General features: G+C 72.8%; 21 protein-coding genes. 8 read left to right on the top strand and 13 right to left on the bottom strand.

Annotated elements, in window-relative coordinates; genetic code table 11:
* Positions 1–44 precede the first annotated feature (44 nt).
* From KDL01_RS45840 to KDL01_RS06795, 3 genes are all read left to right on the top strand, one after another.
* Positions 45–164, top strand: coding sequence for an LPXTG cell wall anchor domain-containing protein (locus tag KDL01_RS45840; protein ID WP_368861523.1), 120 nt, complete (start codon positions 45–47; stop codon positions 162–164).
* Between the two features lie 72 nt (positions 165–236).
* A complete protein-coding gene (locus KDL01_RS06800) occupies positions 237–704 on the top strand; it encodes a luciferase domain-containing protein (RefSeq protein WP_212527485.1) in 468 nt (155 codons plus the stop codon).
* A gap of 17 nt (positions 705–721) precedes the next feature.
* Complete coding sequence (locus tag KDL01_RS06795) at positions 722–1,561, top strand: NAD(P)-dependent oxidoreductase (RefSeq protein WP_212527484.1); 840 nt, start codon at positions 722–724, stop codon at positions 1,559–1,561.
* A 54-nt stretch (positions 1,562–1,615) separates the two neighbouring features.
* Here KDL01_RS06795 and KDL01_RS45135 read toward each other — a convergent pair whose 3' ends face one another.
* The 8 genes from KDL01_RS45135 to KDL01_RS06755 form a co-directional block, all read right to left on the bottom strand.
* On the bottom strand, positions 1,616–6,070 hold the full coding sequence (locus KDL01_RS45135) for an AAA family ATPase (RefSeq protein WP_212527483.1): 4,455 nt from the start codon (positions 6,068–6,070) through the stop codon (positions 1,616–1,618).
* Positions 6,063–6,449 (bottom strand): CU044_2847 family protein, encoded by a 387-nt coding sequence (locus tag KDL01_RS44415; protein WP_212527482.1) that lies wholly within the window; start codon positions 6,447–6,449, stop codon positions 6,063–6,065. Before KDL01_RS44415 ends, KDL01_RS45135 begins: the two co-directional genes overlap by 8 nt.
* A gap of 78 nt (positions 6,450–6,527) precedes the next feature.
* Positions 6,528–7,220, bottom strand: a complete 693-nt coding sequence (locus KDL01_RS06780; protein WP_212527481.1) for a lasso peptide biosynthesis B2 protein — start codon at positions 7,218–7,220, stop codon at positions 6,528–6,530.
* A 64-nt stretch (positions 7,221–7,284) separates the two neighbouring features.
* A complete protein-coding gene (locus KDL01_RS06775) occupies positions 7,285–9,141 on the bottom strand; it encodes an albusnodin/ikarugamycin family macrolactam cyclase (RefSeq protein ID WP_212527480.1) in 1,857 nt (618 codons plus the stop codon).
* Positions 9,141–9,347, bottom strand: a complete 207-nt coding sequence (locus KDL01_RS06770; RefSeq protein ID WP_212527479.1) for a hypothetical protein — start codon at positions 9,345–9,347, stop codon at positions 9,141–9,143. Before KDL01_RS06770 ends, KDL01_RS06775 begins: the two co-directional genes overlap by 1 nt.
* A 317-nt stretch (positions 9,348–9,664) precedes the next feature.
* Positions 9,665–10,852, bottom strand: a complete 1,188-nt coding sequence (locus tag KDL01_RS06765) for an ROK family transcriptional regulator (protein ID WP_212527478.1) — start codon at positions 10,850–10,852, stop codon at positions 9,665–9,667.
* A gap of 177 nt (positions 10,853–11,029) precedes the next feature.
* Complete coding sequence (locus KDL01_RS06760; RefSeq protein ID WP_212527477.1) at positions 11,030–11,881, bottom strand: hypothetical protein; 852 nt, start codon at positions 11,879–11,881, stop codon at positions 11,030–11,032.
* 67 nt (positions 11,882–11,948) lie between these two features.
* Entirely contained in the window at positions 11,949–12,566 is a 618-nt protein-coding gene (locus KDL01_RS06755) for a WXG100-like domain-containing protein (protein WP_212527476.1), read from the bottom strand.
* Between the two features lie 160 nt (positions 12,567–12,726).
* Here KDL01_RS06755 and KDL01_RS06750 point away from each other — a divergent pair, with 160 nt between their 5' ends.
* Positions 12,727–13,440, top strand: coding sequence for a M24 family metallopeptidase (locus KDL01_RS06750; RefSeq protein ID WP_212527475.1), 714 nt, complete (start codon positions 12,727–12,729; stop codon positions 13,438–13,440).
* 220 nt (positions 13,441–13,660) lie between these two features.
* Entirely contained in the window at positions 13,661–14,422 is a 762-nt protein-coding gene (locus KDL01_RS06745; protein ID WP_212527474.1) for a hypothetical protein, read from the top strand.
* Between the two features lie 34 nt (positions 14,423–14,456).
* On the opposite strand, the gene KDL01_RS06740 is transcribed toward KDL01_RS06745, so the two are convergent.
* Positions 14,457–16,217 (bottom strand): cytochrome c biogenesis protein CcdA, encoded by a 1,761-nt coding sequence (locus KDL01_RS06740; RefSeq protein WP_212527473.1) that lies wholly within the window; start codon positions 16,215–16,217, stop codon positions 14,457–14,459.
* A gap of 164 nt (positions 16,218–16,381) precedes the next feature.
* Positions 16,382–16,876 carry an FBP domain-containing protein gene (locus KDL01_RS06735; RefSeq protein WP_212527472.1) on the bottom strand — a complete coding sequence of 165 codons (495 nt, stop codon included), beginning with the start codon at positions 16,874–16,876 and terminating at the stop codon, positions 16,382–16,384.
* Positions 16,877–16,942: 66 nt separating this feature from the next.
* On the opposite strand from KDL01_RS06735, the gene KDL01_RS06730 reads away from it, so the two are divergent.
* Positions 16,943–17,575, top strand: coding sequence for a WHG domain-containing protein (locus KDL01_RS06730; protein WP_212527471.1), 633 nt, complete (start codon positions 16,943–16,945; stop codon positions 17,573–17,575).
* Here KDL01_RS06730 and KDL01_RS06725 read toward each other — a convergent pair.
* Positions 17,523–17,699: a hypothetical protein gene (locus KDL01_RS06725; protein ID WP_212527470.1), complete on the bottom strand. Its 177-nt coding sequence runs from the start codon at positions 17,697–17,699 to the stop codon at positions 17,523–17,525. The two genes, KDL01_RS06730 and KDL01_RS06725, sit on opposite strands and share 53 nt — an antisense overlap.
* Before the next feature lie 176 nt (positions 17,700–17,875).
* Here KDL01_RS06725 and KDL01_RS06720 point away from each other — a divergent pair, with 176 nt between their 5' ends.
* Positions 17,876–18,820 carry a hypothetical protein gene (locus KDL01_RS06720; protein WP_212527469.1) on the top strand — a complete coding sequence of 315 codons (945 nt, stop codon included), beginning with the start codon at positions 17,876–17,878 and terminating at the stop codon, positions 18,818–18,820.
* A gap of 35 nt (positions 18,821–18,855) precedes the next feature.
* Here KDL01_RS06720 and KDL01_RS06715 read toward each other — a convergent pair whose 3' ends face one another.
* The gene (locus KDL01_RS06715; RefSeq protein ID WP_212527468.1) at positions 18,856–19,431 is read right to left on the bottom strand and encodes an NUDIX domain-containing protein; all 576 of its coding nucleotides are present in this window, start codon (positions 19,429–19,431) and stop codon (positions 18,856–18,858) included.
* Positions 19,432–19,511: 80 nt separating this feature from the next.
* Entirely contained in the window at positions 19,512–19,757 is a 246-nt protein-coding gene (locus tag KDL01_RS06710) for a hypothetical protein (protein WP_212527467.1), read from the bottom strand.
* A 224-nt stretch (positions 19,758–19,981) separates the two neighbouring features.
* On the opposite strand from KDL01_RS06710, the gene KDL01_RS06705 reads away from it, so the two are divergent.
* Positions 19,982–20,764, top strand: coding sequence for a Clp protease N-terminal domain-containing protein (locus KDL01_RS06705; protein WP_212527466.1), 783 nt, complete (start codon positions 19,982–19,984; stop codon positions 20,762–20,764).
* Positions 20,765–20,780: the final 16 nt, after the last annotated feature.

Here is a 20,780-nt window from a genome sequence, read left to right as displayed (position 1 = left end):
CCACCTACCCCCCGCACTCCCCGAGCCACGGTCCGCGCCCGCCGCTGCCCGAGACGGGCGTGAGCTCGATGGCGTGGACGGGCTTCGGCGCGGCCCTGCTCGGCGGCGGCGGCCTGCTGTTCATGGGCTCGCGGCGGCGCAAGCCGGGACTCAGGCGGCACTGAGGACCCGCGGTACATCCGCTCACTGCGATATTCGGATGATCGCGCGCGGCTCGGTGGGGTAGCGTCCGGCCCATGCATGAACAGCCGCGCCCGGGACCGCGTCCCGCCACATCCGATCAGGGTCCGCACCGTCAGATCGAGCAGAACGCGACTCCCGCGCTCTGGGGCGAGCTGGTGGCGCGGACCTTCGCACTGCCCGGCGTCGTCGAGGGGCACAGCCAGGTCTCGCCGGCCGACTCACGGGCGGTCTTCCTCGCCGACCTGTCCGTCGAACGCTCGCCCGAGACGTCCCTGGCCCCGGGCGAGCGGCTGGAGCCGGTGCACCTGCACGGCGTCAGCGACACCAGCGTCCACCTGGTGCTGCCCGCCGAGCGCGGGGCGCGGCTGAGGGAACTGGGCTGGGCCGAGCCGCACCAGTTCGGCGACTTCGGCACCGAGTTCATGGTCTACGGCCCGCGCACCGAGGACGAGGTGGCTATCGTGCTCTCGATCATCCAGGAAAGCCTGGCGTTCGCCCGATCGGCGGGTGAACCGCTCTGACGAGGGACGGAACAGCGATGACGGGCACGGATATCGGGATTCTCCACCCCGGGGCGATGGGCGCCCAGGTCGGCGCCCAGGCTGCGGGTGCGGGGGCACGGGTGTGGTGGCTGCCGCAGGGGCGCGGAGCGCACAGTGCCGAGCGGGCCGGCGCGGCCGGGCTTCGCCCCGCCGCGTCCGTGGCGGAACTGGCCGGGACGTGCCGGATCATCCTGAGCGTCTGCCCGCCCGCCGCCGCGCTCGAGGTGGCGCGGCTCGTCGCCGCGACCGCGTTCGGCGGCATCTACGTCGACGCCAACGCGATCAGTCCGGCGCACGCGCGGGCCGTGGCCGAACTGTTCGGCACGCGTGCCCAGGTGGTCGACGGCGGGATCGTGGGCGGGCCGCCGGTGGGGCCGGGGACGCGGCTGTACCTGTCCGGTCCGCGGGAGGCGGCCGAGGAGGTGAGCGCGGTCTTCGAGCCCACGCTGCTCCAGCCGCGGGTGCTCGAAGGACCGGTCGGGCAGGCCTCCGCGCTCAAGCTGGCGTTCGCGTCCTTCAATAAGATCTCTTACCTGCTCGCCGCGCAGTCCTTCGCCCTCGCCGACGCGCACGGCGTGCTGAGCGAGCTGGTCTCGCTCGCCGGACACGCGGCGCCCGGCACGCTGCTGGCCAAGCCGGAACAGGTCACGAACGCCGGGCCGCGCGCGTGGCGGTGGGGGCCCGAGATCACCGAGATCGCCCAGGCGTTGACCGCGCAGGGGCTGCCGGGAGACGTCGCCGACTCGGCCGCGCTGCTGTTCACCCGGTGGGCCGAGCTCAAGGACACCGCCGACCCGACCCTGGAGCAGCTGATCAGCGCACTGCACGACGACTGAGACGCGACCCCGGCGGGCTGCCCGGGCCCCGGACGCCGGACCCTGGACGCCGCGTCAGGAACGCACGGTGCGCAACCCCGCCCCCAGCACCTCCAGGGCCGTGATGCCCTCGGTCAGCCCCACGTGGATCAGCTCCCCGACGGCGGCGAGGCAGAGCACGCGGTGGCGCACCGGGATTTCCAGCACGGGCGCGTCGTCGTCCGGGTTCCACAGGCGCACGACGCGGTCGTCGCCGCCGGAGACCAGCAGCGTGCGGCCCGCGGCGGCTCCGGAGAAGCCGCCGATGCCGCACAGGGCGTTGACCGACTTCTTGTGGCCGTGCAGGGTGTCGTTCACCGCATCGCCGGTGTCCGGGTCCCACAGCCGCACCCCGCCGTCGGCACCGCAGGAGGCGAGCAGGCGGGTGCCGTCCCGGCTCGGCAGCGCGCACAGGGCCGTGACGGGTGCGTCGTGCGCGGGGATACGTCGGGCGAAACGCCAGTTGCGGGTATGCCAGAGGTGGATCCCGCCGTCCTCCCCGGCCGCCGCGAGCAGTGCGCCGCCGCCGAGCCCGGGACGCTCCGGCCGGTGCGCCGGGACCAGACACAGGGCGTGGACACCGCCCTCGCCGCACCGCAGCCGGCGCAACTGCGCCCGCCGCAGCGGGTCCCACACCTGCACCTCGCGGTTCTCTCCGGCGCTGGCCAGCAGGGTGCGCCCGGCGTCGTCGGTGACCGCGCACAGTGCGGCGACCGAGTCCCCCTCGGCCCGCAGGGTCCTGTGTTCCCCGGTCGATGGGTTCCACAGCACGATCGTGTGGCCCTCGCCGCCGAGCGCCAGGATCTGCTGGCCGCCGAGGTCGCGGAGCAGACACAGCGCCGTGCCGACCCGCAGGTGCTCGTCCTCCGGGAAGTCGCGGACGCAGTGGCCGTCGGACGGGTCGAGCAGCCGGGCCACCGGATCGCTGCCGACCCGGGCGAGCGTGCTGCGGGTGCGCGCGCCGATGCCGGGCACTTCGCACAGCGCGGACACCTGCGCGCGCGAGGCGGCGCCGCGGGTGTTGACCGGCCGCTTCGCCGAGCCGCCGTCGGGATCCCACAGCCGCACCGTGCCCGTCCTGCGCACGCCGAGGGCGAGCAGGGCGCGGCCGCCGCCGGTGGAGACCGCGCAGATCGACTGGACCCACTCGGCCGGTTCGGTGAGACGGCGCGGGAGCAGCCAGGTCCGCGCATCCCAGACCGAGACGTGGCTGTCGTCGGCGACGGCGAGGCGGGTCCCGCCGCCGCGGGTCGGCAGCGTGCACAACGCCGTGATCTCCCCGTCGTGGGGCAGCGTCCGGACGGGCTTCGGCGCGTCGCGGTCCAGATCGTAGACGCGGCAGTAGGTGTCGGAACCGCCGACGGCGAGCAGGTGCCCGGGCGATCCGGCCCTCGGCACGGCGCACATCGCCCGCGGGGTTCCGTGGCCGCTGCCGGGCAGCGCGGGCGCCGGCGTCCACTCCGGCCCGCGCCAGAGCCGGACCGTGCCGTCGAAGCCGCCGCAGGCCAGGATCGTGCTCGTCCCCGGGCTGGCCGGCACCAGGCACAGCGAGGCCACCTCGCCCAGCTGGCCCGACAGGATCCGACGACGCCGGCCGGTGGCCGGGTCCCAGATCCGCACGGTGCCGTCCAGGCTTCCGGAGGCGACGAGACCGGTGGAACCGGGGCGGCCGGGTATCTCGCACAGCGCGGTCACCGCGTCATCGTGGCCTGTCATGACCGCGATCTCCTGCTGCGTGCGCGGGTCCCAGACCCGCACGCTGCGGTCCTCGCCCCCGCTGATCAGCAGGACCCCGCCGTCCCGCGTGCGCACCGTGCACACGGCGCTGACCGCGCCCTCGTGCCCCGGCAGCGTGCCCAGCGGGCGGGTCGAGGTCTCGTCCCAGAGCTTCACCGCGCCGTCGTCGCCGCCGGTGACGAGCACCGTCCCGCCGTACCCGTCGGTCAGCGCGCACAGGGTGGTGACCCCGCCCTCGTGCGCGTTCAGCACCAGCTCGACCTCCTGCGGCACGACCGAGGCCCAGGCGGCGCGATACGGCACCGGCGGCCGCAGTCTGCGGAAGCTCTCGCCGAGCCGGTCCTGCGCCTCGGTGACGCTGAACATGGCCGCGCGGGTGAAGGGATCGGCCAGGTGCGCGCCGCGCGTCTTGCGCAGCAACTCAGCCCTCTTGCGCGCGTGCTCGGAGGTCGCCCGGTCGGCGGCGACGCTCAGCCGGGGCAGGTCGGCGTAGAGCGGATAGTCCGCCTCGCCGAGCAGGTCGTCGACGGTGCCGCCGAGCACGGCGTGCCCGGGCAGGGACCGGAGCAGATAGCCGGGGGCCGACGCCCAGCCCAGAGCACGGCCCGCCTTCAACAGCGCCTGCGAGAGCGCGCGGTGGTCGGGGTCGGGTTCGGCCCGTCCCTCGGATTGCGCCGTGGCGCCGGACGCGCCCGACCCGGCCCCGGCTCCGGCCCGGGTACGCAGCAGCGCGTCGCCCAGAGCCTGGTGGAAGAGCCGATAGCACACGGCCGTGTTCCGCCCGTCGGACTCGGCCGCGCTGCCGGTGACCAGGTTCGCCGCGGGACCCGCGGCGAAGCGGCCGAGGTCGGCCGGGTCGGGCGGGCGCCGGTCGGGATTCAGGGCGCTGACGGCCGTGCTCCAGAGTTCGGCGGTGAAGCCCGGGGCCTCGGCGAAGGCGAGCGCGGTGAGCAGCGCGGTGGTGCTGTGGCCGCCGACGCCCTCGATCTGCTCGGCGTAGCGGGAGAGAGATTCCCCGACCTCTTCGATCGTCTGATCGACGGGTGCGATCTCGGGCTCGAGTTCCGCCGCGGGCGCGGTCCCGGGCTCGGCTGTGTCGGCGCGGTCGGTGGAGGCGACCGGTTCCGGCGCGGTGGGGAGCGTAGCGGGCTCGGCGGGAGCGGCGTCCGCTGCCGGATTCGCGTCGGGCTCCGCGTCGGGCCGCGCCTGATCCGCCGTCAGCCGGCGCAGCAGGTCCAGCTGTGCCTTGAGATAGTTGCCCCTGGCCCGGTCGGCTATGTCCGCCACCGCGGACCGCCAGAGCACGTCGCGCGGACGTCCGGGCGGCAGGCTCGCGTCGAGGTAGCTGACCAGTCCCGCGTCGTCGGCGTACTGCCGGGCGTCGAGGTCGATCACCCGCGCCTGATCGATGAGTTCGAGCAGCGGGCCGCCGGTCCCGTCGCTGCGCCGGCTGCCCACCACGAGCCGCACCGAGCGGGTGCGCGGATCGCGTGTCAGGGGGTTGATCACGTCCCGGATGATCGCGCGGGCCCCGTCCGCGGAGGCCGCCTCGTCCAGCGCGTCGATCACCACGGCGAACCGGCGCGGCACGGAGTCCGGGCCGGACAGGGCCGGGCCCAGCAGCGCCGTGAGGCCCGCGGCCCGCTCGGGCAGCCCGGCCGAGGCGGCGCGGGCGATCTCCTGCGCCACCTCCAGCGCGGTCTTCCCCTTCGCGTGCACGGCGCAGTGCACCGAGCCCGGTTCGGCCCGCACCTCGGTGTCCTGCGGCGCCAGCCCGGCCGCGGCCGCCGGATCGGCCGTCGTCACGATCCGGCCGAGGACCGCGGACTTGCCCGAGCCCGGCGACCCGGTCACCACGAGGGTGCCGGTCGGTTCGGCCGCCGCGGACAGCCAATCCCTGATCTCCTCGAGCGCGGTGCGCCGTCCCCGGAACAGGTCCGCCGGCCGCGTGTGCTGCGGGAAGGCACCGCCGCCGCCGCGGGCCCGCGGGATCCAGTGCGCGGAGGCCTCCGCGTCGCGGGCGAGGGTCCAGCCCCACTCCGTCAGGGCCGCCTCGCCGGAGGCGTCCGGAGCCAGCCGGTCCGCCGCCTCCGCGAGGCCGGCCTCGGGCAGGATCCGGGCCGCGTACCAGAGCGTGATCGCCCGTACGTTGGCGCCGGTGCCGTCCGCGCGGGCGATCAGCCCCACCACCGCGTCGTAGGGCGCGCACCAGATCCCGGCCCCGCTGTAGCCGGAGTCCACCCGGTCCTCCGAGGTGGTACACAGCCTGATCTGGCCGTGCGCCACGGCGTTGCGCACCACGCCGTGGCTCAGGTCGCCGGTGACGTCGTGGAATCCGAACGCCGACCACGGCCGTTCCGGCAGGTGCTTCGGCTCCGGCCGCCGGATCCGGGTCGCATACCGGGCCCCGGCCGTCTCGGCCAGGTGCAGGACGGCGACGTCGTCCGGCGAGACCTCGCGGTCGCCCGGCTCGCACTCGAGCCACCGCCGCGGCAGCTGCGTCCGCGCGACCGCGAACCGCTTGGTCACCAGCTCCGCGCAGTTGGGCAGGTGGACCCACACGTGCTCGAGCGCGAGGTCGGTGTCCTTCTCCCAGACCACGTGCGCACAGGTGACCACCCGGTCGCCGGGGTGGATGAGGAAGCCGGAGCCGAGCGGCCGCGCGCCGTGCTCGGTCGGATAGATCGCGGCCACCCACTCGTACGACGCCGGGCGCGCTTCGCGGGCCGAGGCGTGGCCGGACGGTTCAGTCACCGGACCGGTTCGCCCTCGCGCCGCCACCCGCGCCGCCGCCGGCGCCCTTGCCGCTCGCGTCGCCGTCCGCCCGCCAGGTGATGCAGACCTCGAAGTTGGCCTCGGACGCGGCCTTGGCCACCATCCAGCCCGCCTCGCCGGCCGCCTTCACCCCGAAGCGCAGCTCCACGCTGTCGGCTTCGAGCTCGCGGCACTCCTGCACGACCTCCCCGGCCGCGGCCACCAGCGGACGCAGCGCGGCGCGGAACATCTTGCGCACCCGGTCGTGCGAGCCCTTCTGGGTCGCCCCGTGGTCCCCGGGCGCGGGTTCGTATTCGAATTTGACGTTAAAGACGTCCCCCGCGTCCTCCACGATCTCATACGTCACATAGTCGCTCACGCCACACCCTCCCTGGTGAAGCGGAATATTCCCGCTCACCCAGTGTTCTACCAGATCATCTCGCGCGATGACCGGAGTTCACACGGAAAGGACTCTGAGATAGCGCTGCGCGTCGGCGGGTTCGTGCGGATCGAGGACCGCGCACCGGTCCGCCTCGACCCAGGCGTGGAAGCGGTACGGGTCCGTGGCGGCGCCCAGGCACCAGGCCAGCTCCTGCCCGGCCAGGGCGCCGAGGATCGACGCGGCGGCCGATCGTTCCAGGCAGGCCGCGCGTCCGGGGTAGCGGCGGGCCGCGCGTCCGACCGAGGCGACCACGCGCAGCGCGCGTCCGGGATCGGCCGTCGCGGCGGGTCGCAGGCGGCGGACGGCGCGGATGACGGTGCCGGTGCGGTGGAACGAGATCCGCGTCAGCACGACCGACAGCAGCAGGACCGGATAGGCCGCGAGGTCCAGCAGCGGTGAGCGCGGCGGCCGGGCGCAGCAGGGGAGCGCGGTGCCCGCGAAGGCCGGCCCGCCGGGGCACTGCGTATCAATATCCGTACGTCTGGCCCGGCGCGCCCGCCCGTCCACCAGCAGCCCGCGCTCGAGCAACTCGGCGAACAGTGCCTCGCCGTCCCGGCGGACCTCGCCCTCATCCGCCCAGGCGTGCTGCGCGCAGGCCTCGGCCACCGCCGCGTCCAGATCGGCGCCGCGGGCCCAGGCCCGCCACAGGTCGCCGGCGGTCGAGTTCAACGCATACCACTGGCCTTCACCGGAATCCAGAATGAGCACGGTTCCGTCACTGTCGCAGATGTCGTACACGCGTCGGGAAACGGCCGGAGCGCTCACGGTCGGCTTATCCAATCGGGGCCTTCCCCTCCTCGTGCTCCTGTGCGCGGAGCCACGCTTCAATGGACAACAGGTGATTCAACGACCCCATCGGAACGGCGACGCCGGCCTGCATCCGCGCGAGCGACTCGCTCACCCGACCGGGTTCGATCACGCCGAGCTGAGCCAGCCGTGAGTCCTCGAGCAGTTCGCTCAAGACCGGCCCGGCCCGGCGCGCTCCGCGGTAGTCCTCGGCGGTGTAGTCGCCCTTGTCGGTGCGTTCGAACACCTCCGGCGCGACGGCTCCGGCCAGGGCGAGGCGCAGCAGCGGCTTGTAGTCCCCGACCGGCGCCAGCCGATGAGGCGGCAGGCGCAGCGCGGCGGCCACCACGGCCGAGTCGAGAAACGGCGCGTGCACGGCGATGCCGAGGGCGTGGCCGAGTTCGCGGTAGTACCGCTGCGTCTCGGCCGAGTTGCGCAGTGCGGTGTCGACCGCCGATTCGGCGGCGGTGGTGTCGGCGGCGACCCGGGCGGCCGTGCCGGGATCGCCCGCGAGGTCGGCCAACGCCCGGCTCATGTCCGGGGTCAACCAGCGGCGGGCCTCCGGCGACGTCGGCCAGCGGGAGATGGCGTCCACGATGTCGGACGGGCGCGCCCGGAAACCAGGCGAGCGTCCGGCGCCCTCGCCCGCCCCCGCGGCGTCGTCCGCGAAGTCGGCCGCCAGCCGCGAGAGCGCACGGCGGACGTTCGAGTGCGACAGCCGGACCGCGGCCTTGGCCGCGGCCCAGGCCGAGACGTCCCGGCTTCGGGCCATCGCCGTGCACTGCCGACGCAGGCCGCTGATGTCCCGGGTCCGCCACAGGTCGCTCACGTGCGCGGGGGGCGGTACCAGCAGCGCGTCGCCGCCCTCGCCGGTGAGGTGGACGCGCGCCCGGCGGGCCACCGCGAACTCCAGCCGCACGGCCATCCGGCGCCAGGAGACCATGCTCGGCCAGGGTTCCGAGCCGGCGAACCAGGGCGGCGCGCCGTAGGGCAGCGTGGCCTCGGAGCCGGCGAGCTCGGTGAGCCGGATCCGGCCGTCGGCGGCCGCGGCGCAACGCCACGCCTGGTCCGCGTCCACCGTCGGCGCGAGCGGCTGCCGGTAGACCACGGCCGGGAGCGCGTCGCCGTCGTGGCGGGCCGCGGCGAGCAGGGCCAGGCTCGTCGAGTCGTAGCCGCCGCTGAGGTCAGAGGTCAGTGCGCGGACACCGGAGCGCAGGCGGACGGCCTCGATCAGCGCGGCGCCCACCTGCTCGGCGCACTCCGCGAAGTCGGCCGAGGTCTCCGGCCGCAGCCGGGCGTAGGAGCGCACCTGCGAGGTCCGGCCGTCGGTCGTGCAGACCGTCCCGCCCGGCAGCCTGCTGACATCCGTGAAGAAGGACCGGTCCGTCCACAGCGGCAGCGCGTCGGGACACGCGATCCGCGCGGCGGCGGTGACCGGGTCCGGCGCCCGGCGGTGCAGGGACGCGAGCAGCCGCGGGTCCGAGGCGACCAGCACGCCGCCGCGGCCGTGGGAGAGGTAGACCGGGAACTGCCCGGTGACGTCGGTGTAGGCGCGCAGGAAGCCGCGCGGGCACATCACCAGGGCGGCATAGGCTCCGGGCCAGCGCATGACGCCGTCGACGTCGCCGTCCACGCATGCGCGGTACTGCGCCTCCATCAGCGACGGCTCGGCGAGACAGTGCCCGAAGACGACGCAGACCGTCCCCGCCGTCCGCAGGATCCGCACCTGCGCGGCCGGCCAGAGCCGGTCGCCGGTGAGCCTGAGCCAGGGCAGTCCGGCCGCCTCCAGGCCCGGCAGCGGGCCCGGCTCGCCGAGCGGGGCCGCCAGGAACCCGGGCGCCATCACCAGTAATACTGCGAGTTGGCGTCGCTGGTGCCACTCGAGGAGCTGCCTCGCGTCGCCTCCACCACGCTGCCGACATGGAACAGCCGCGGCCGGCAGTACGCCGGTGCGGCCGCCGCGCCGCCCTCGTTCCCGCCGCGTTCCGCCCGGCCGCCGCGCGAATCCACCGGCCGTGCCTCGCCCGCGACCTCAGGGTGTCCCGTCATCTTTTCCGCCCTCCACGCATTCAGGTCCCGAGACAGCCGCGGGACCGCGGTACCGGCCGAAAACCCGGTGTTTGAGCAGATCACAGGGTTTTGTCGGCGTCGGATCACTGGGACTATAGCGCGGGCAGCCTATTGCGAAAGGCGTTTGCGGCCCTTTCCCCCGATTTTTAAATCACCCGGAAAACAGTTCCGAATTACGCCGGAATCCCGCCGCTCCGCCCCCGGAAACCCGTCCATCCGGCACGGCCGGGCGTTCCAAAAAACCCGCGGAGCCGTTCGATTCGTCGCGCCGGGGCGGGGGCCGGGCGGCCCCCGCGTCACTCGCTGCGCGCCCCCTGGATGCCCATGATCAGCGCCCCGTGCGCACCGGCGTAGTTCACCCGGGTCGGGCACAGCTGGAAGTCGTCGCCGTGCGTCGCGGGCATCGCCGTCTGGTTCAGGCCGGCCGAGCAGGCGGGCAGCACGATCGCGGCGGCCGGCGCCGTCCCCCAGGTCCCGCCGATCACGATCACGTCGGGGCTGAGCAGGTTGCACACGCTGCCGAGCGCCCGGCCCAGGTGCCCGGCCGCCTCGGTCAGCACCCGCCGGCACACCAGGTCCCCCCGGTCCGCCCGCCTGATCAGGTCCTCCAGGTTCTGCGAGTGGCCGCTCACACCGGTGCCGGTGACCACGCCCGCCTGCTCGACCAGCCGGTCCGCGCCCACGATCGTCTCCAGGCAGCCGCGGCCGCCGCACGCGCAGAACCGGCCCTGCGGATCGACCACCATGTGCCCGAACTCCCCGGCGATGCCCAGCCGGCCGCGCACGACGATGCCGCCGATCATGATGCCGGCCCCGACACCGGTGGAGACCTTGATGTAGAGCAGCGTCTCCCGGTCGTAGCCCCCGTAGACGCTCTCGCCCAGCGCGCCGAGGTTGGCGTCGTTGTCCACCGCGACCTGGACCTCCTGCCCGGTCAGCTCGCCGAGCTTCTGCGCCAGCAGGTCGCCCGGCGCCGGCTGGTTCTCCCACGGCGGCAGCAGCGGCGGGGTCAGCTCCTGGGTGCGCGGATCGACCATCCGCGGAATGGCCAGGCCCACCGTGGTCAGCTCCTCCGCCCCGTCGCCGACTAGGCCGACCAGGTCCCTGATCCGGGCGGCCACGGTGGCCGGCCAGACCGCCGCCTCCGCGCCCGTCTCCAGCACGGCCGACATGGCCTGGTCGTAGTCCTGGTCCACCCGCCGGGCGACGATGTACGTGTGCTGGAATCCGAGCTCGACCCCGACCACCACCCCGTGCGTGGGCCCCATCCGCACCACGTCCTCGCGCCCGCCCCGGCGCGGCAGGAACACGTTCGACGCCCGCAGCTCCTGCACGGCCGAGGAGATCATGGCCTTGGACCGACCGGTGCGCCGCACCAGATCCCGCTGGCTGCCGGGCTTCGCCATCACCGAGCGCAACACGGCTTGCCGATTCTCCGCCTTGGTGTCACCGGACGAGCGCAGCAACTTCGACAACTCGTTCATCGACGGACTCCCCATCTCACGTCGACTCTCCAATTCGAAGAGTTCTGTCACTTCATCCTGACATGATCGTTCGAAGTGGACGGTGCCCGGCGCCGAATTGAAATATTTCGCCTGCGACGCGGGTGAACGCATGGGAATCGCGGGAATGCACGGATACGAAAGTTGTCTCGCCCGGCGTCAGGCGGAGAGGGTCTGCGCCTGGCCGACCTCCAGGATGCTGCCGCACTTCGCGCAGACCAGGCGGCTCGTGCCGAAGGGGATCGGCGCCATCCCGCACTCCTGCCGGTGCTTGTCGACGGCCGCCTTCATCGGGTCCTTATCGCCCTCGGTGAGCTCGGTCTTGGACTTCAGGTAGTCCGGGCGCTGGCCGCGTTCCTCCGCCGCACCGGCGCTTGCGCCTCCCATGCTGCTGCGCATCCCCCCGAGCGACTGCGCCGAAGGCTGCTGCGACTCCTCCTCGGCCCCGAACGCCCCGGCGGCTCCGGGGGCTCCCGTGGTCGCGACCCCCGCGCCGTCCGAGCCGGGCTCGCCGACCCCGAGCACGGTCGAGTCGGCCGCGGCGAGCGGGTCCTCACCGAGCGAGGTGTTCGTCCCCAGCGGAGAACCCACGCTGGTCGAGAAGGCACCGCCGCTGCCGTACGTCGTCTGCGGGCTGCTCGTGCCGAACAAACCGCTCACCGCGCCGTAGCCGCTCGAGAGCGAGGATCCGGTGTCGCCGAGTACGGATGTGGCGTGGCCGGCGATGTCCGCCTCCAACTGCTCCGCACTCGCCGCCTGCGTACGCAGCCCGGCCGCGGTGTCGTCGGCGAAGCCCTGGGTCGTCGAGGTCACGTCGGTCACGATCTTCTGCACCGTGCCCTGCGCGATCATCGAGATGGCCCCGGCGATCCCCGTGCCCGAACCGCTCAGCGGCGTGCTGGTGGCCGCCGCCAGCGTCGCGCCGTTGTCCGCCTGGGCCGAGCCGTAGCCCTGGATCACGTCGGCGGCGGCGCGGTACTCGTTCGGATCGAGGCTGAAGCCCGTGCCCATGGCGCTTTCCCTTCCGCGCGTGCGCGCGCGTTGCTGTTCGGATGACCCTGTGCCTACATGTCCTGATTCAGGACGTGGTCGGCGTCGCGGTGCTCGTCGTGGCCGACGTCGTGGACCCGAGCCTGATGCCGGGGAAGATCATGCCCTCCACCGCGCTGGCGATCGTGTTCTCCAGCGGGGTGGCCACCGCCTGCAGCAGCCCGCCGATCACCTGCTGGGCCAGATTGGCCAGCTGCCCCTGCACCGTGGTCTGGGCGGTCTGCACGAAGACCGGGATGCTGGCCTCGGAGGTGCCGCCGGTGAGCGGCGCGGCGGCCTGGGCGGCGGCGATCTGCACGGCCAGCGCCGTCAGCGCCGCGATGATCGCGCCCTTGACCACCACCACGACGTCCGCGGCCGCGTCGAGGGCGTCCGCGAACAGGTGGCACCCGCTCACCATGTCCTTCATGTGCGTGTTGGTCGCGCTCTCCCAGCCCGCGCTGAGCGCGTCGTACGCGTCGCCGCTGGTGGTCGAGGCCAGCGACTTGACCTTGGCGTGGGCCGCGTCGTGCGTGTCCGAGGTGTTGTCGGCGTACGTACGCACCTGGGTCGCCCAGTTGTGCAGCTGGTCCTCGTCGATGTCAGGCCACGGGATCCCGACCAAGTTCAGGCACGAGGTGAGCTGGCTCGGCAGCTGGATGCTCAAGTCCGGAACCTCCGCTTCGTCTCAAAGTCCGGTCTTCTGATTTGTGGTGGTGGTGTGAGTGAACCGCCCAGTCGGATCCTGGCACCGGACGGAGGGGACCGGTCCCGAGCCGGGCCGCGCGGATTTTCCGTCCGGACTCCGGCCGTTTATGTTGATCCCCATGACGAAGGATGCGGATCAGACCGTGCACGAGGAGTCGGTGCGGGTCGAGCGGCTGCTCGACGCTCAGGCCAAGGCGGCGCAACTGTTCGCCGAGGTGGAGTCCCGCGCGCTGATCGTGCCGGGCAAGAGCGAGCGCGCGGTCAGCGACGAGGTGCGCGACCTGGCCGGGGAGCTGTTCGGGGTGAACCGCTTCTGGCACAAGCGGATCATCCGCTCGGGCCCGCACACCCTGCACCCCTACGCCGAGAACCCGCCGGACCGCGTCATCGAGGCCGACGACATCGTCTTCGCCGACTTCGGGCCGCTGTTCAAGGAGTGGGAGGCCGACTTCGGCCGCACCTTCGTCCTGGGCGGGGACCCGGTCAAACACCGCCTGTGCGCCGATCTTCCGACGATCTTCGAAGCCGGACGCGCCGCGTTCGAGGCCGACCCGGAGATGACCGGCGAGCGCCTGTACGCGCACGTCGTCCGGCTCGCCCGGGACGCGGGCTGGGAGTTCGGCGGCGCGCACTGCGGCCATCTCGTCGGCGAGTTCCCGCACGAGAAGATCAACGGCGACCAGCAGGAGTGGTACTTCACCCCCGGCAGCGCCAAGCCGCTGCGCCGCTCCGACCGCGCCGGCCGGCGCTGTCACTGGATCCTGGAGATCCACCTCGTCGACCGCGAGCGCCGGATCGGCGGTTTCCACGAGGAACTGCTCGACCTTCGCTGACCGCCGGCCCCCGTCGCGGCCGCCGGCAACGCCCTGATGGCAGTGCACGAGGTACGGCCCGGCCGCGGCGCGCGGACCCGGTGTGCATCGGCCAGGTCACGATCGATTGTCCAATCTCGGGCCGGAACGGTTACCGTTGCCGGAGGCCGGGGAAGCCACGGCTGAGGGCGGCCGGGCCGCTCACGGGTAGTTCGCGGACGAGACCTGAGGAGGGCGAGCGTTGCACTCAGAGGCGCCCCAGCCACCCGGTGACACCGGACCGGTGGTCCTGCCGCTGGGCGAGCTCAAACGACGGGCGTTGAACCGCCCGGCACCGCTCAACGGGTTGGGCCTGCTCCGGGGGGAGCACATCACCGTCATCGCCGAGGTCGACCTGGCCCATCCGGCCCGGGGCCGGCTGGCCGAACAGTACGAACACTGCGGCGCCGGTGTCATCGCGGTCCCGGCCGACACCACCGCCGCCGCTCTGGCCGAGATCAGCCTGCACGCCCAGGCGCCCCTGCTCTGGATGGAGCCGGTCACCACCGCCTACCGGCTGTGGCACGGCCGTGCGTACGGCGCGGGCATGGTGCGCGTCCCGGCGGCCCTGGTGCCCGACGTGGCCCTGGTCTCGCTGGTCGAGCGCGCGGAGTCGATCGGCCTGGCGGCCGTGGTCGAGGTGCGGTGCAGCCGGGATCTGTTGCGGGCCCTGCGGGCCGACGCGAGCGTCGTGCTGCTGCGCCCGCCCGAGAACGCCACGCCCGAGGCCGCGCGCGCCGCGCTGCACGAGCTGCTGCCGATGGTCCCGGACCACCTCGTGCGGATCGCCGAGTGCGGACCGGGGGGCCGGGCGGACCTGGTCGCCTGCGCCCGGCTGGGCGTGGACGCGGTCCTGCTGGAGAGCACGCTGCTCACCGGCGACGATCCGGTCGCGACCGTCTCCGGCCTGGTCTCCATCGGCGCGCACCCCGCGCTCTCCCGCCGCCGCGAGCAGCCGGTCTGACAGCGGCTCAGCCGACTCGGTCGGCTGAGCCGGCTCAGCCGAAGGTGAAGGAGTAGGCGCTCAGCCCCGGAGAGAGCGACAGGGTGACGGTGCCGGATCGGGGCGAGGCGGCGCTGACGACGGTGTAGATGTCGGGGGCGCCCGAGACCTGATACACGCTGGTCTTGCCGTCCACGGTGGCCGTCACGGTCCCGGTGCCGCCGACGTCGAGGTAGACGTCGTCGGCGTCGAAGTTCAGCTCGATGCCCGCGTTCGCGCCCGAGGTGATCGACTGGTCCGCGACGGTCCAGGTGCCGGTGAGGCCGAACTCGCTGGTGGGCAGCGAGACCGGATACGTGAAGGTGTCGGTACCCGAGGCGTACCCGCCGTTCGAGCTCCCGGCGTAGGTGTCCGCCCGCTCCGATCCCAGATACGTCTCCGGGGTCTGACCCGCGTTCTCGGGGGTCGTGTCGGGCACGTCGGTCGCGGCCGGGAGCTGCACGGACGGGTGCGCGGCGGTGAGCAGCTGCCGGATCATCGATTCGGTGTCCGCGTAGTCGCCCTCGCCGATCGAGACGTGCCGGATCACGCCGGTCGAGTCGACCAGGTATTCGGCCGGCCAGGAGTCGTTGCCGAACGCGTTCCAGGTCGTGTAGTCGTTGTCGAGCGCGACAGGGTAGGTGATGTGCAGCCGCGACGCTCCGGCCTCGACGTTGGACGCGACGTGTTCGAAGGCGTACTCGGGGGTGTGCACGCCGATCACCACCAGGCCGTCCGCGGCGTAGTTCTTGTACCAGGCCTCGACGTGGGTGATCGCCCGCTGGCAGTTGATGCAGGAGTAGGCCCAGAAGTCGACGAGCACGACCTTGCCCTTGAGCGACGCGGCGGTCGGTGCCGCGTCGCCGGGCGTGTCGAACCACTGCTGGATGCCGCCGATGGCGGGCTCCTTGCCGCAGTTCTGCAGCGTCGTCGAGGGCTCCTGCGCGCAGGCCTGCAGGGACTCGGACTGCCCGGAGTCGAGCAGGCTCGCCCCGGCCTTGTCGAGCGTGGTGTTCAGAGCACTGGTGTAGTCGGGGATCGCGCGCTGCAAGGCGTCGGTCACGTTGAAGGTCAACGCGACGGCGAGCGCGATCACCATGACCCCGGCGATCGCCCGCACCTTGCGCTGCCGGTCCCGGAAGGCGCGTACCCGCTCGGCGATCCGCCGCCCGGCGAGCGCGAAGAACAGCAGCGGGATCGCCGTGCCCACGCCGAAGGCGAGGGTGAGCGCGACGGTGTGCGCCCCGATCTTCCCGGTCGCCCCCGCGACCGTGATCGCCGCGAGCACCGGCCCGGCGCACGGCACGTACACGGCGCCCAGGGCCAGGCCCAGGATGAACCCGCCGTGCTCGCCGGTCACCCGCAGCTGCGGGATCCGGGCGAAGGGCCGCTCGAGCAGCTCCTCCACGCGCGGCAAGAGCATCGCGATCCCGAGCAGGACCAGCACGACCAGGCCCGCCCAGCGGATGATGTCCTGCGGCAGCGGGAGCGCGCTGAGCACGAGGGTGCCGAGCAGCGTGATGAGACTGAAGCTCAACGCCAGGCCCGCGACGATCGAGTACGGACGCAGCCGGGCCCGCCGGGCCGCCTTCAGCCGCTCGATCCTGGCCCGGGCGCGGGCTTCCTGGGTCGCCGGCGCGGTCGGGGCCTGTGCGGATTTCTCCGCACCGCCCGCCGCCCCGCCGGAGAGGAACACCACCGGCAGTACCGGCAGCACGCACGGGGAGATACCCGTGATCACGCCGCCGAGAAAGCCGATCAACACCAATGCCGGCACCGCGGTCCTCCGGGTCTCGTTCCGTCCACAGTGCTGCCACTGCGCGCTATGCGACTCTTCTACCGTCTCCGCCTGAAATCCGGGACCGGACCCCTGGCAGCCGTCGGCTCCGCAAGGACTTCACGAGTGGAGGGCGCCCGCGGTTCACCGTCCGTGCTTCGACGTCAGCGCGAGACCCGCTTGAGGAACGCGTCGACGCCCGAGCGCGTGCGCGCGATCTTCGACTCGAGGTCGAGCGTCTCGTCCAGCAGCGTGCCCGCGGAGACCTTCTTACCGCGGATGTAGAGCGAGCAGGCGAGATCCGCGCAGATGTACTGGCCGACCGTGTTGCCGTTGCGGCCGGACTCCCCGGCTCTGCGGGCACTCATGAGCGTGACCCCGCCGCCGGTGCGGGTGGTCTTGCACAGCGTGCAGATACTGCGGGCCGTGAAACCGCCTCCGCCGCCCGAGCCGGAGCGCAGCGCCACCCCGACGATCCGGCCCTGGTGCTCGGCCACGAGGTAGCCGCGCTCGGGCGCGCCGGGATCGCGCCAGCCGAGGAAATCGAGCTCGGCCCAGGGCAGCTCGGCGAAGTCCCTGGGCAGGTTCATCCGGGAAGCCTCGCCCTTGGTGCAGTTGACGAAGGACGCGCGGATCTCGGCTTCGTTGAGCGGTTCCATACCGGCAGGCTAAACTTGCCTAAAGGCTTTAGGCAAATTCTTCAACGGATGAGGCGGTGCTCGGCGATGGCGGGACGGGTCGGTTTGACGACGCAGCGGCTGGCCGAGGCGGCCGCGGAACTCGCCGACGAGACCGGATTCGACACCGTCACCGCCTCGGCCCTCGCCCGCCGCTTCGGGGTTTCGGTGGCCAGCCTGTACGCGCACGTCAAGAACCTCGACGAGCTGCGGGTGCGGGTCACCGCGCTGGCGCTGACCGAGATGGCCGACCGCGGCGCCGAGGCGATCGGCGGCCGCGCGGGCAAGGACGCATTGGTCGCCCTGGCCGACGCCTACCGCTCCTACGCGCTCGAACACCCCGGCCGATACGCCGCGGCCGGAGCCCGGATCGGGCTCGACTCCCCGGCAGCGCCCCCGGCCGTGCGCAACGCCGACCTGGCGCGCGCGATCCTGCGCGGATACGCGGACATCTCAGCAGCCGAACAAACCCACGCGGTGCGCATGATCGGCAGCGCGCTGCACGGGTTCGTCGGCCTGGAAGCCTCCGGAGCCTTCGCGCACTCGGGCGACACCGGCGTGTCCTGGCGACGGATGCTCGACGCCCTGGACGTGGCCCTGGCGAACTGGCCGCAGGAGCCGAAGCAGGTCACTTCGCGAAGTAGCTCCCGAGGTACCCGTACATCAGCACGACGAGCATGACCGCGGCGTAGCGCCGACGCTGGACGACCCTTCTGACCCTCGTCGGCAGCCAGCGGCTGGAGAGCAGGAGCACGACGCCGACGACTCCCACCGCTTGCGCTGTGACGGCACTGATGTGAAGCATGCGCGTTCATCCCCCGGTCCCGCGTCCCTGTGGCGCACTCCTGCACAGCGTGCCAGGAGCCTCGGCGGTCGGCTACCGCGGCTCCTCTGGCCGGAACCCGACCCCGGTGATCCGCGCGCGCCATCGGCTTGCATGATCAGCACCCTGTCGGCCGCGAAGTGCGGCATGATGCGTGCATGCTGCTGACGGTGAACGCGATGGAGCACACCCTCGAGGCCGAGACGGTCGTCGCGGCGCTGAGCACGGTGCGGCCCGAGGCGATCCACACCCACTGGGTGGAGGTCGAGGGCGTGCGCTACCCCGTCAAACAGGCCCTGGAAGCAGTACTCGGAGTCGATCGGGCCGGCTTCACCTCACACGCCGCGCGCCGCCAGTTCCGCCGGCTGGGTTTCGCCACGAGCGGCAACGGCTCCTCGGACGCCGCGATACGCCAGGCGCGCCCGGACCGGACGTCCCCGGCCACCCCGGCCCAGGCCGCCGAGGCGTTCGCGGCGCTGGTGACCTTCCTGCGCGAGAAGTCCCTCACGACCCGCGTCGCCGACCTCGAGCACCGACTGGTCGGCGCCGAGCCGGAGCAGGCGTCCAAGCTGGGCCGCGGCGAAGGCCTCACCGAGCAGCTGCTGCACGCCGCGCTCACCGTCCGCCGCGACGTCGGCCGCGTCAGCGACGTCATCCACGCCGCCGTCATCGTCCTCGCCCTCCCCGCGATCCTCGAGCCGGGCGAGACCATCGCCAACCGGCCGTCCCTCGGCCCGGGCAACGACAAGACGAGGCCCTTCGACCTCGAGACCGATCGCCGCGTCGCCGAGTTCAAGGTGGCACTGTGGTCCGGCGGCGACATGATGCGCAAGCGCGGCGTGGTCGCGGACCTCGTCCACCTCTCCCTCGACGACTCCGGCCGCCGCCCCGAGCTGTGGGTCGCCGGCGAAGCCCCGCTGCACTTTCTGCGCACCAGCCGCAGCACGGTCGAGGAACTCCTCTCCCGCGCCCCCCGCCGCCTCCGCGAGCGCTACACCGAGCGCTTCGGCACCCAGGAGATCCCCCTGCGCACCTTCGTCCGGGAGCAGGCCGCCCACGTCCACCTGCGCGACCTCGCCAAGGTCTTCCCGGAGATAGGCTGACCGAGGCTGACTGAGAGAGCGTCAGTCTGGGACGGTCAGGGCCGGTCCGCCGGGGCCGTCGCGCCGCGGAAGGAAGCGTGGACCTCGACCGCGAGGTCCACCAGCTCCCGCAGGCTCTCGCCCTGCGGGGTGAGCAGCTGCTTCGCCTCGGCGACCGTGGTGGTGCGGACCTCGACCACGACTTCACCGTCCGCCGGGTTCGACGGCGCCGCGTCGACCACCACGTCCGCGGTCGCCCATACCCAGGCCTGGTGCGGGTGCGACTGCCAGGGGCGGTACGGCGCCGGCTGGTAGCTGACGCACAGAAACGCGCCCACCTGGTGGATCCGGCCGTCGAGCCGCGCGCCGGCCTCCTCGAGCAGCTCCCGGGCGGCGCAGTGCTCGATGGTCTCGCCCGCCTCCAGTGTGCCGCCCGGCAGGAACCACTCGTCGTCGCTGTTGCGGCAGATCACGACGCGTTCTCCGACGAAGGGAACCAGGTGGATCTTGGTCACCAGGGCGGGATCGAACCCGTCCAGCGAGAACGCCCCGTCCACCCCGGCCCACGCGACGCGGCGAGGAGCGAACAGGGACGGGAACCGCGCGGCGTGGGAAGTCGCAGCTGTACGCATGGCGCCGACGATACCGGCGCCGGGTGCCGACACGCAGGCCGCGGATTCGAGGATCAGTTGACGGTGGTGAAGCAGACGGTCTACGCGAGGCCGGGGAATCCGGGCAGGTCTCCCGTCGCATAGCCGCTGTTCTCGCAGTAGGCCGCGTCATCGACCCCGTAATGGGCTGTGGCGACGGCATCGCCCGCGGTGCATGCCGAGGTGTAGTTGAATGTGAGGTCGTTCGACGGCCCGGAGACGGCGAAGCACTGGTTCACCGTCGCGAAGGTCATCCAGAACTGCCACCCCCGATCGGCCTTCTTCTCACCACCGGATGCAGGAGTCATACAGGAGTCCCGTCGGACACGACCCACCCCAGACTCTCGCGGCGCCACTGGTAGCCCAGCTCGCCGACAAGCCAACCTCCCGACCTGACTGCGTGTCAAATGCGGTCACCGGGTCGGCCAGGACGCCATTGCACATCGCGACTCCGCCGGTGCATCCTTGACCGTAAGCCGACGTGACGTGCGACCTTGCATCGCAGTGCACGCACCTGGCACAGGGAGGTGCCTTGACTGACTCGGACCCCGACTCGGACCCCGCGAGCGAGCGGGCTGAGGTGAGCGGGCTCGCCCTGCATCTGGATCGTATCGAGAGCGAACTCGCCGTGGTGCGCCGGCTCGCCGACGACCTGCCGGAGCAGGTCCGGCTGCTCGAGGAGCGTCTGCGCCGGATGCAGGACGCGCTGGCCGCGGCCACCGAGGAGAACAGAGTGCTGGTCGGGGCGCTGCGTGAGGCTCGGCAGCAGAACGCCGCGAGGCCGCGGGGCGCGTCGGTCCCTCGGCCGGCGAAGGCGGACGTGGCCATGCTCAAGCTGTTCAACGAGCAGTATCGCCGGGCCATCGTGGCGGCGCGGCGCGAGGCGCGGGTGTTCGGCCACCACTACATCGGTACGGAGCACATGCTGCTGGGCCTGCTCGAGGAGACGGACGGCACGATCGGTGCGGTGTTCGCGGCGCAGGGCATCGAGGTGCAGGCCGCGCGCGTCCGGGTGGAGGAACTCGTCGGGCGCGGCAGCGAGGAGGATTCGGCGCAGCGGCCGTTCACGCCGCGCGCCAAGGCGGTGCTGGAACTCTCCCGCAGCCAGGCACGGCAGTTCGGCCACGAGCACATCGGCGCCGAACACCTGCTGCTCGGCCTGCTCCGGGCGCGCAACGGGGTGGCCGTGCAGGTGCTGCTGGCCCTGGGGGCCGATCTCGACCGCCTGCGCGAGCAGGTGACCGCGGCGATCTCGAGCGCCGAGGCGCCCGCGGCTCCGATGGAACCGCCGGGCGCGCAGGACTCCGCGCCGTGACCGTCACCGGCCCGCC

This window comes from Actinospica durhamensis, from assembly GCF_018139695.1.
Taxonomy (GTDB): Bacteria; Actinomycetota; Actinomycetes; order Streptomycetales; family Catenulisporaceae; genus Actinospica; species Actinospica durhamensis.
This window is presented reverse-complemented; position numbering and strand designations above follow the sequence as displayed.

Bases quoted from the DNA above. Each gene is read 5' to 3' on its own strand.
- KDL01_RS06770 (WP_212527479.1), bottom strand. From the start codon at position 9,347: ATGACGGGACACCCTGAGGTCGCGGGCGAGGCACGGCCGGTGGATTCG.
- KDL01_RS06750 (WP_212527475.1), top strand. From the start codon at position 12,727: ATGACGAAGGATGCGGATCAGACCGTGCACGAGGAGTCGGTGCGGGTC.
- KDL01_RS06715 (WP_212527468.1), bottom strand. From the start codon at position 19,431: ATGCGTACAGCTGCGACTTCCCACGCCGCGCGGTTCCCGTCCCTGTTC.
- KDL01_RS06800 (WP_212527485.1), top strand. From the start codon at position 237: ATGCATGAACAGCCGCGCCCGGGACCGCGTCCCGCCACATCCGATCAG.
- KDL01_RS06775 (WP_212527480.1), bottom strand. From the start codon at position 9,141: ATGGCGCCCGGGTTCCTGGCGGCCCCGCTCGGCGAGCCGGGCCCGCTG.
- KDL01_RS06710 (WP_212527467.1), bottom strand. From the start codon at position 19,757: ATGACTCCTGCATCCGGTGGTGAGAAGAAGGCCGATCGGGGGTGGCAG.
- KDL01_RS06735 (WP_212527472.1), bottom strand. From the start codon at position 16,876: ATGGAACCGCTCAACGAAGCCGAGATCCGCGCGTCCTTCGTCAACTGC.
- KDL01_RS06795 (WP_212527484.1), top strand. From the start codon at position 722: ATGACGGGCACGGATATCGGGATTCTCCACCCCGGGGCGATGGGCGCC.
- KDL01_RS06720 (WP_212527469.1), top strand. From the start codon at position 17,876: ATGCTGCTGACGGTGAACGCGATGGAGCACACCCTCGAGGCCGAGACG.
- KDL01_RS06730 (WP_212527471.1), top strand. From the start codon at position 16,943: ATGGCGGGACGGGTCGGTTTGACGACGCAGCGGCTGGCCGAGGCGGCC.
- KDL01_RS06760 (WP_212527477.1), bottom strand. From the start codon at position 11,881: ATGGGCACGGGCTTCAGCCTCGATCCGAACGAGTACCGCGCCGCCGCC.
- KDL01_RS06765 (WP_212527478.1), bottom strand. From the start codon at position 10,852: ATGAACGAGTTGTCGAAGTTGCTGCGCTCGTCCGGTGACACCAAGGCG.
- KDL01_RS06725 (WP_212527470.1), bottom strand. From the start codon at position 17,699: ATGCTTCACATCAGTGCCGTCACAGCGCAAGCGGTGGGAGTCGTCGGC.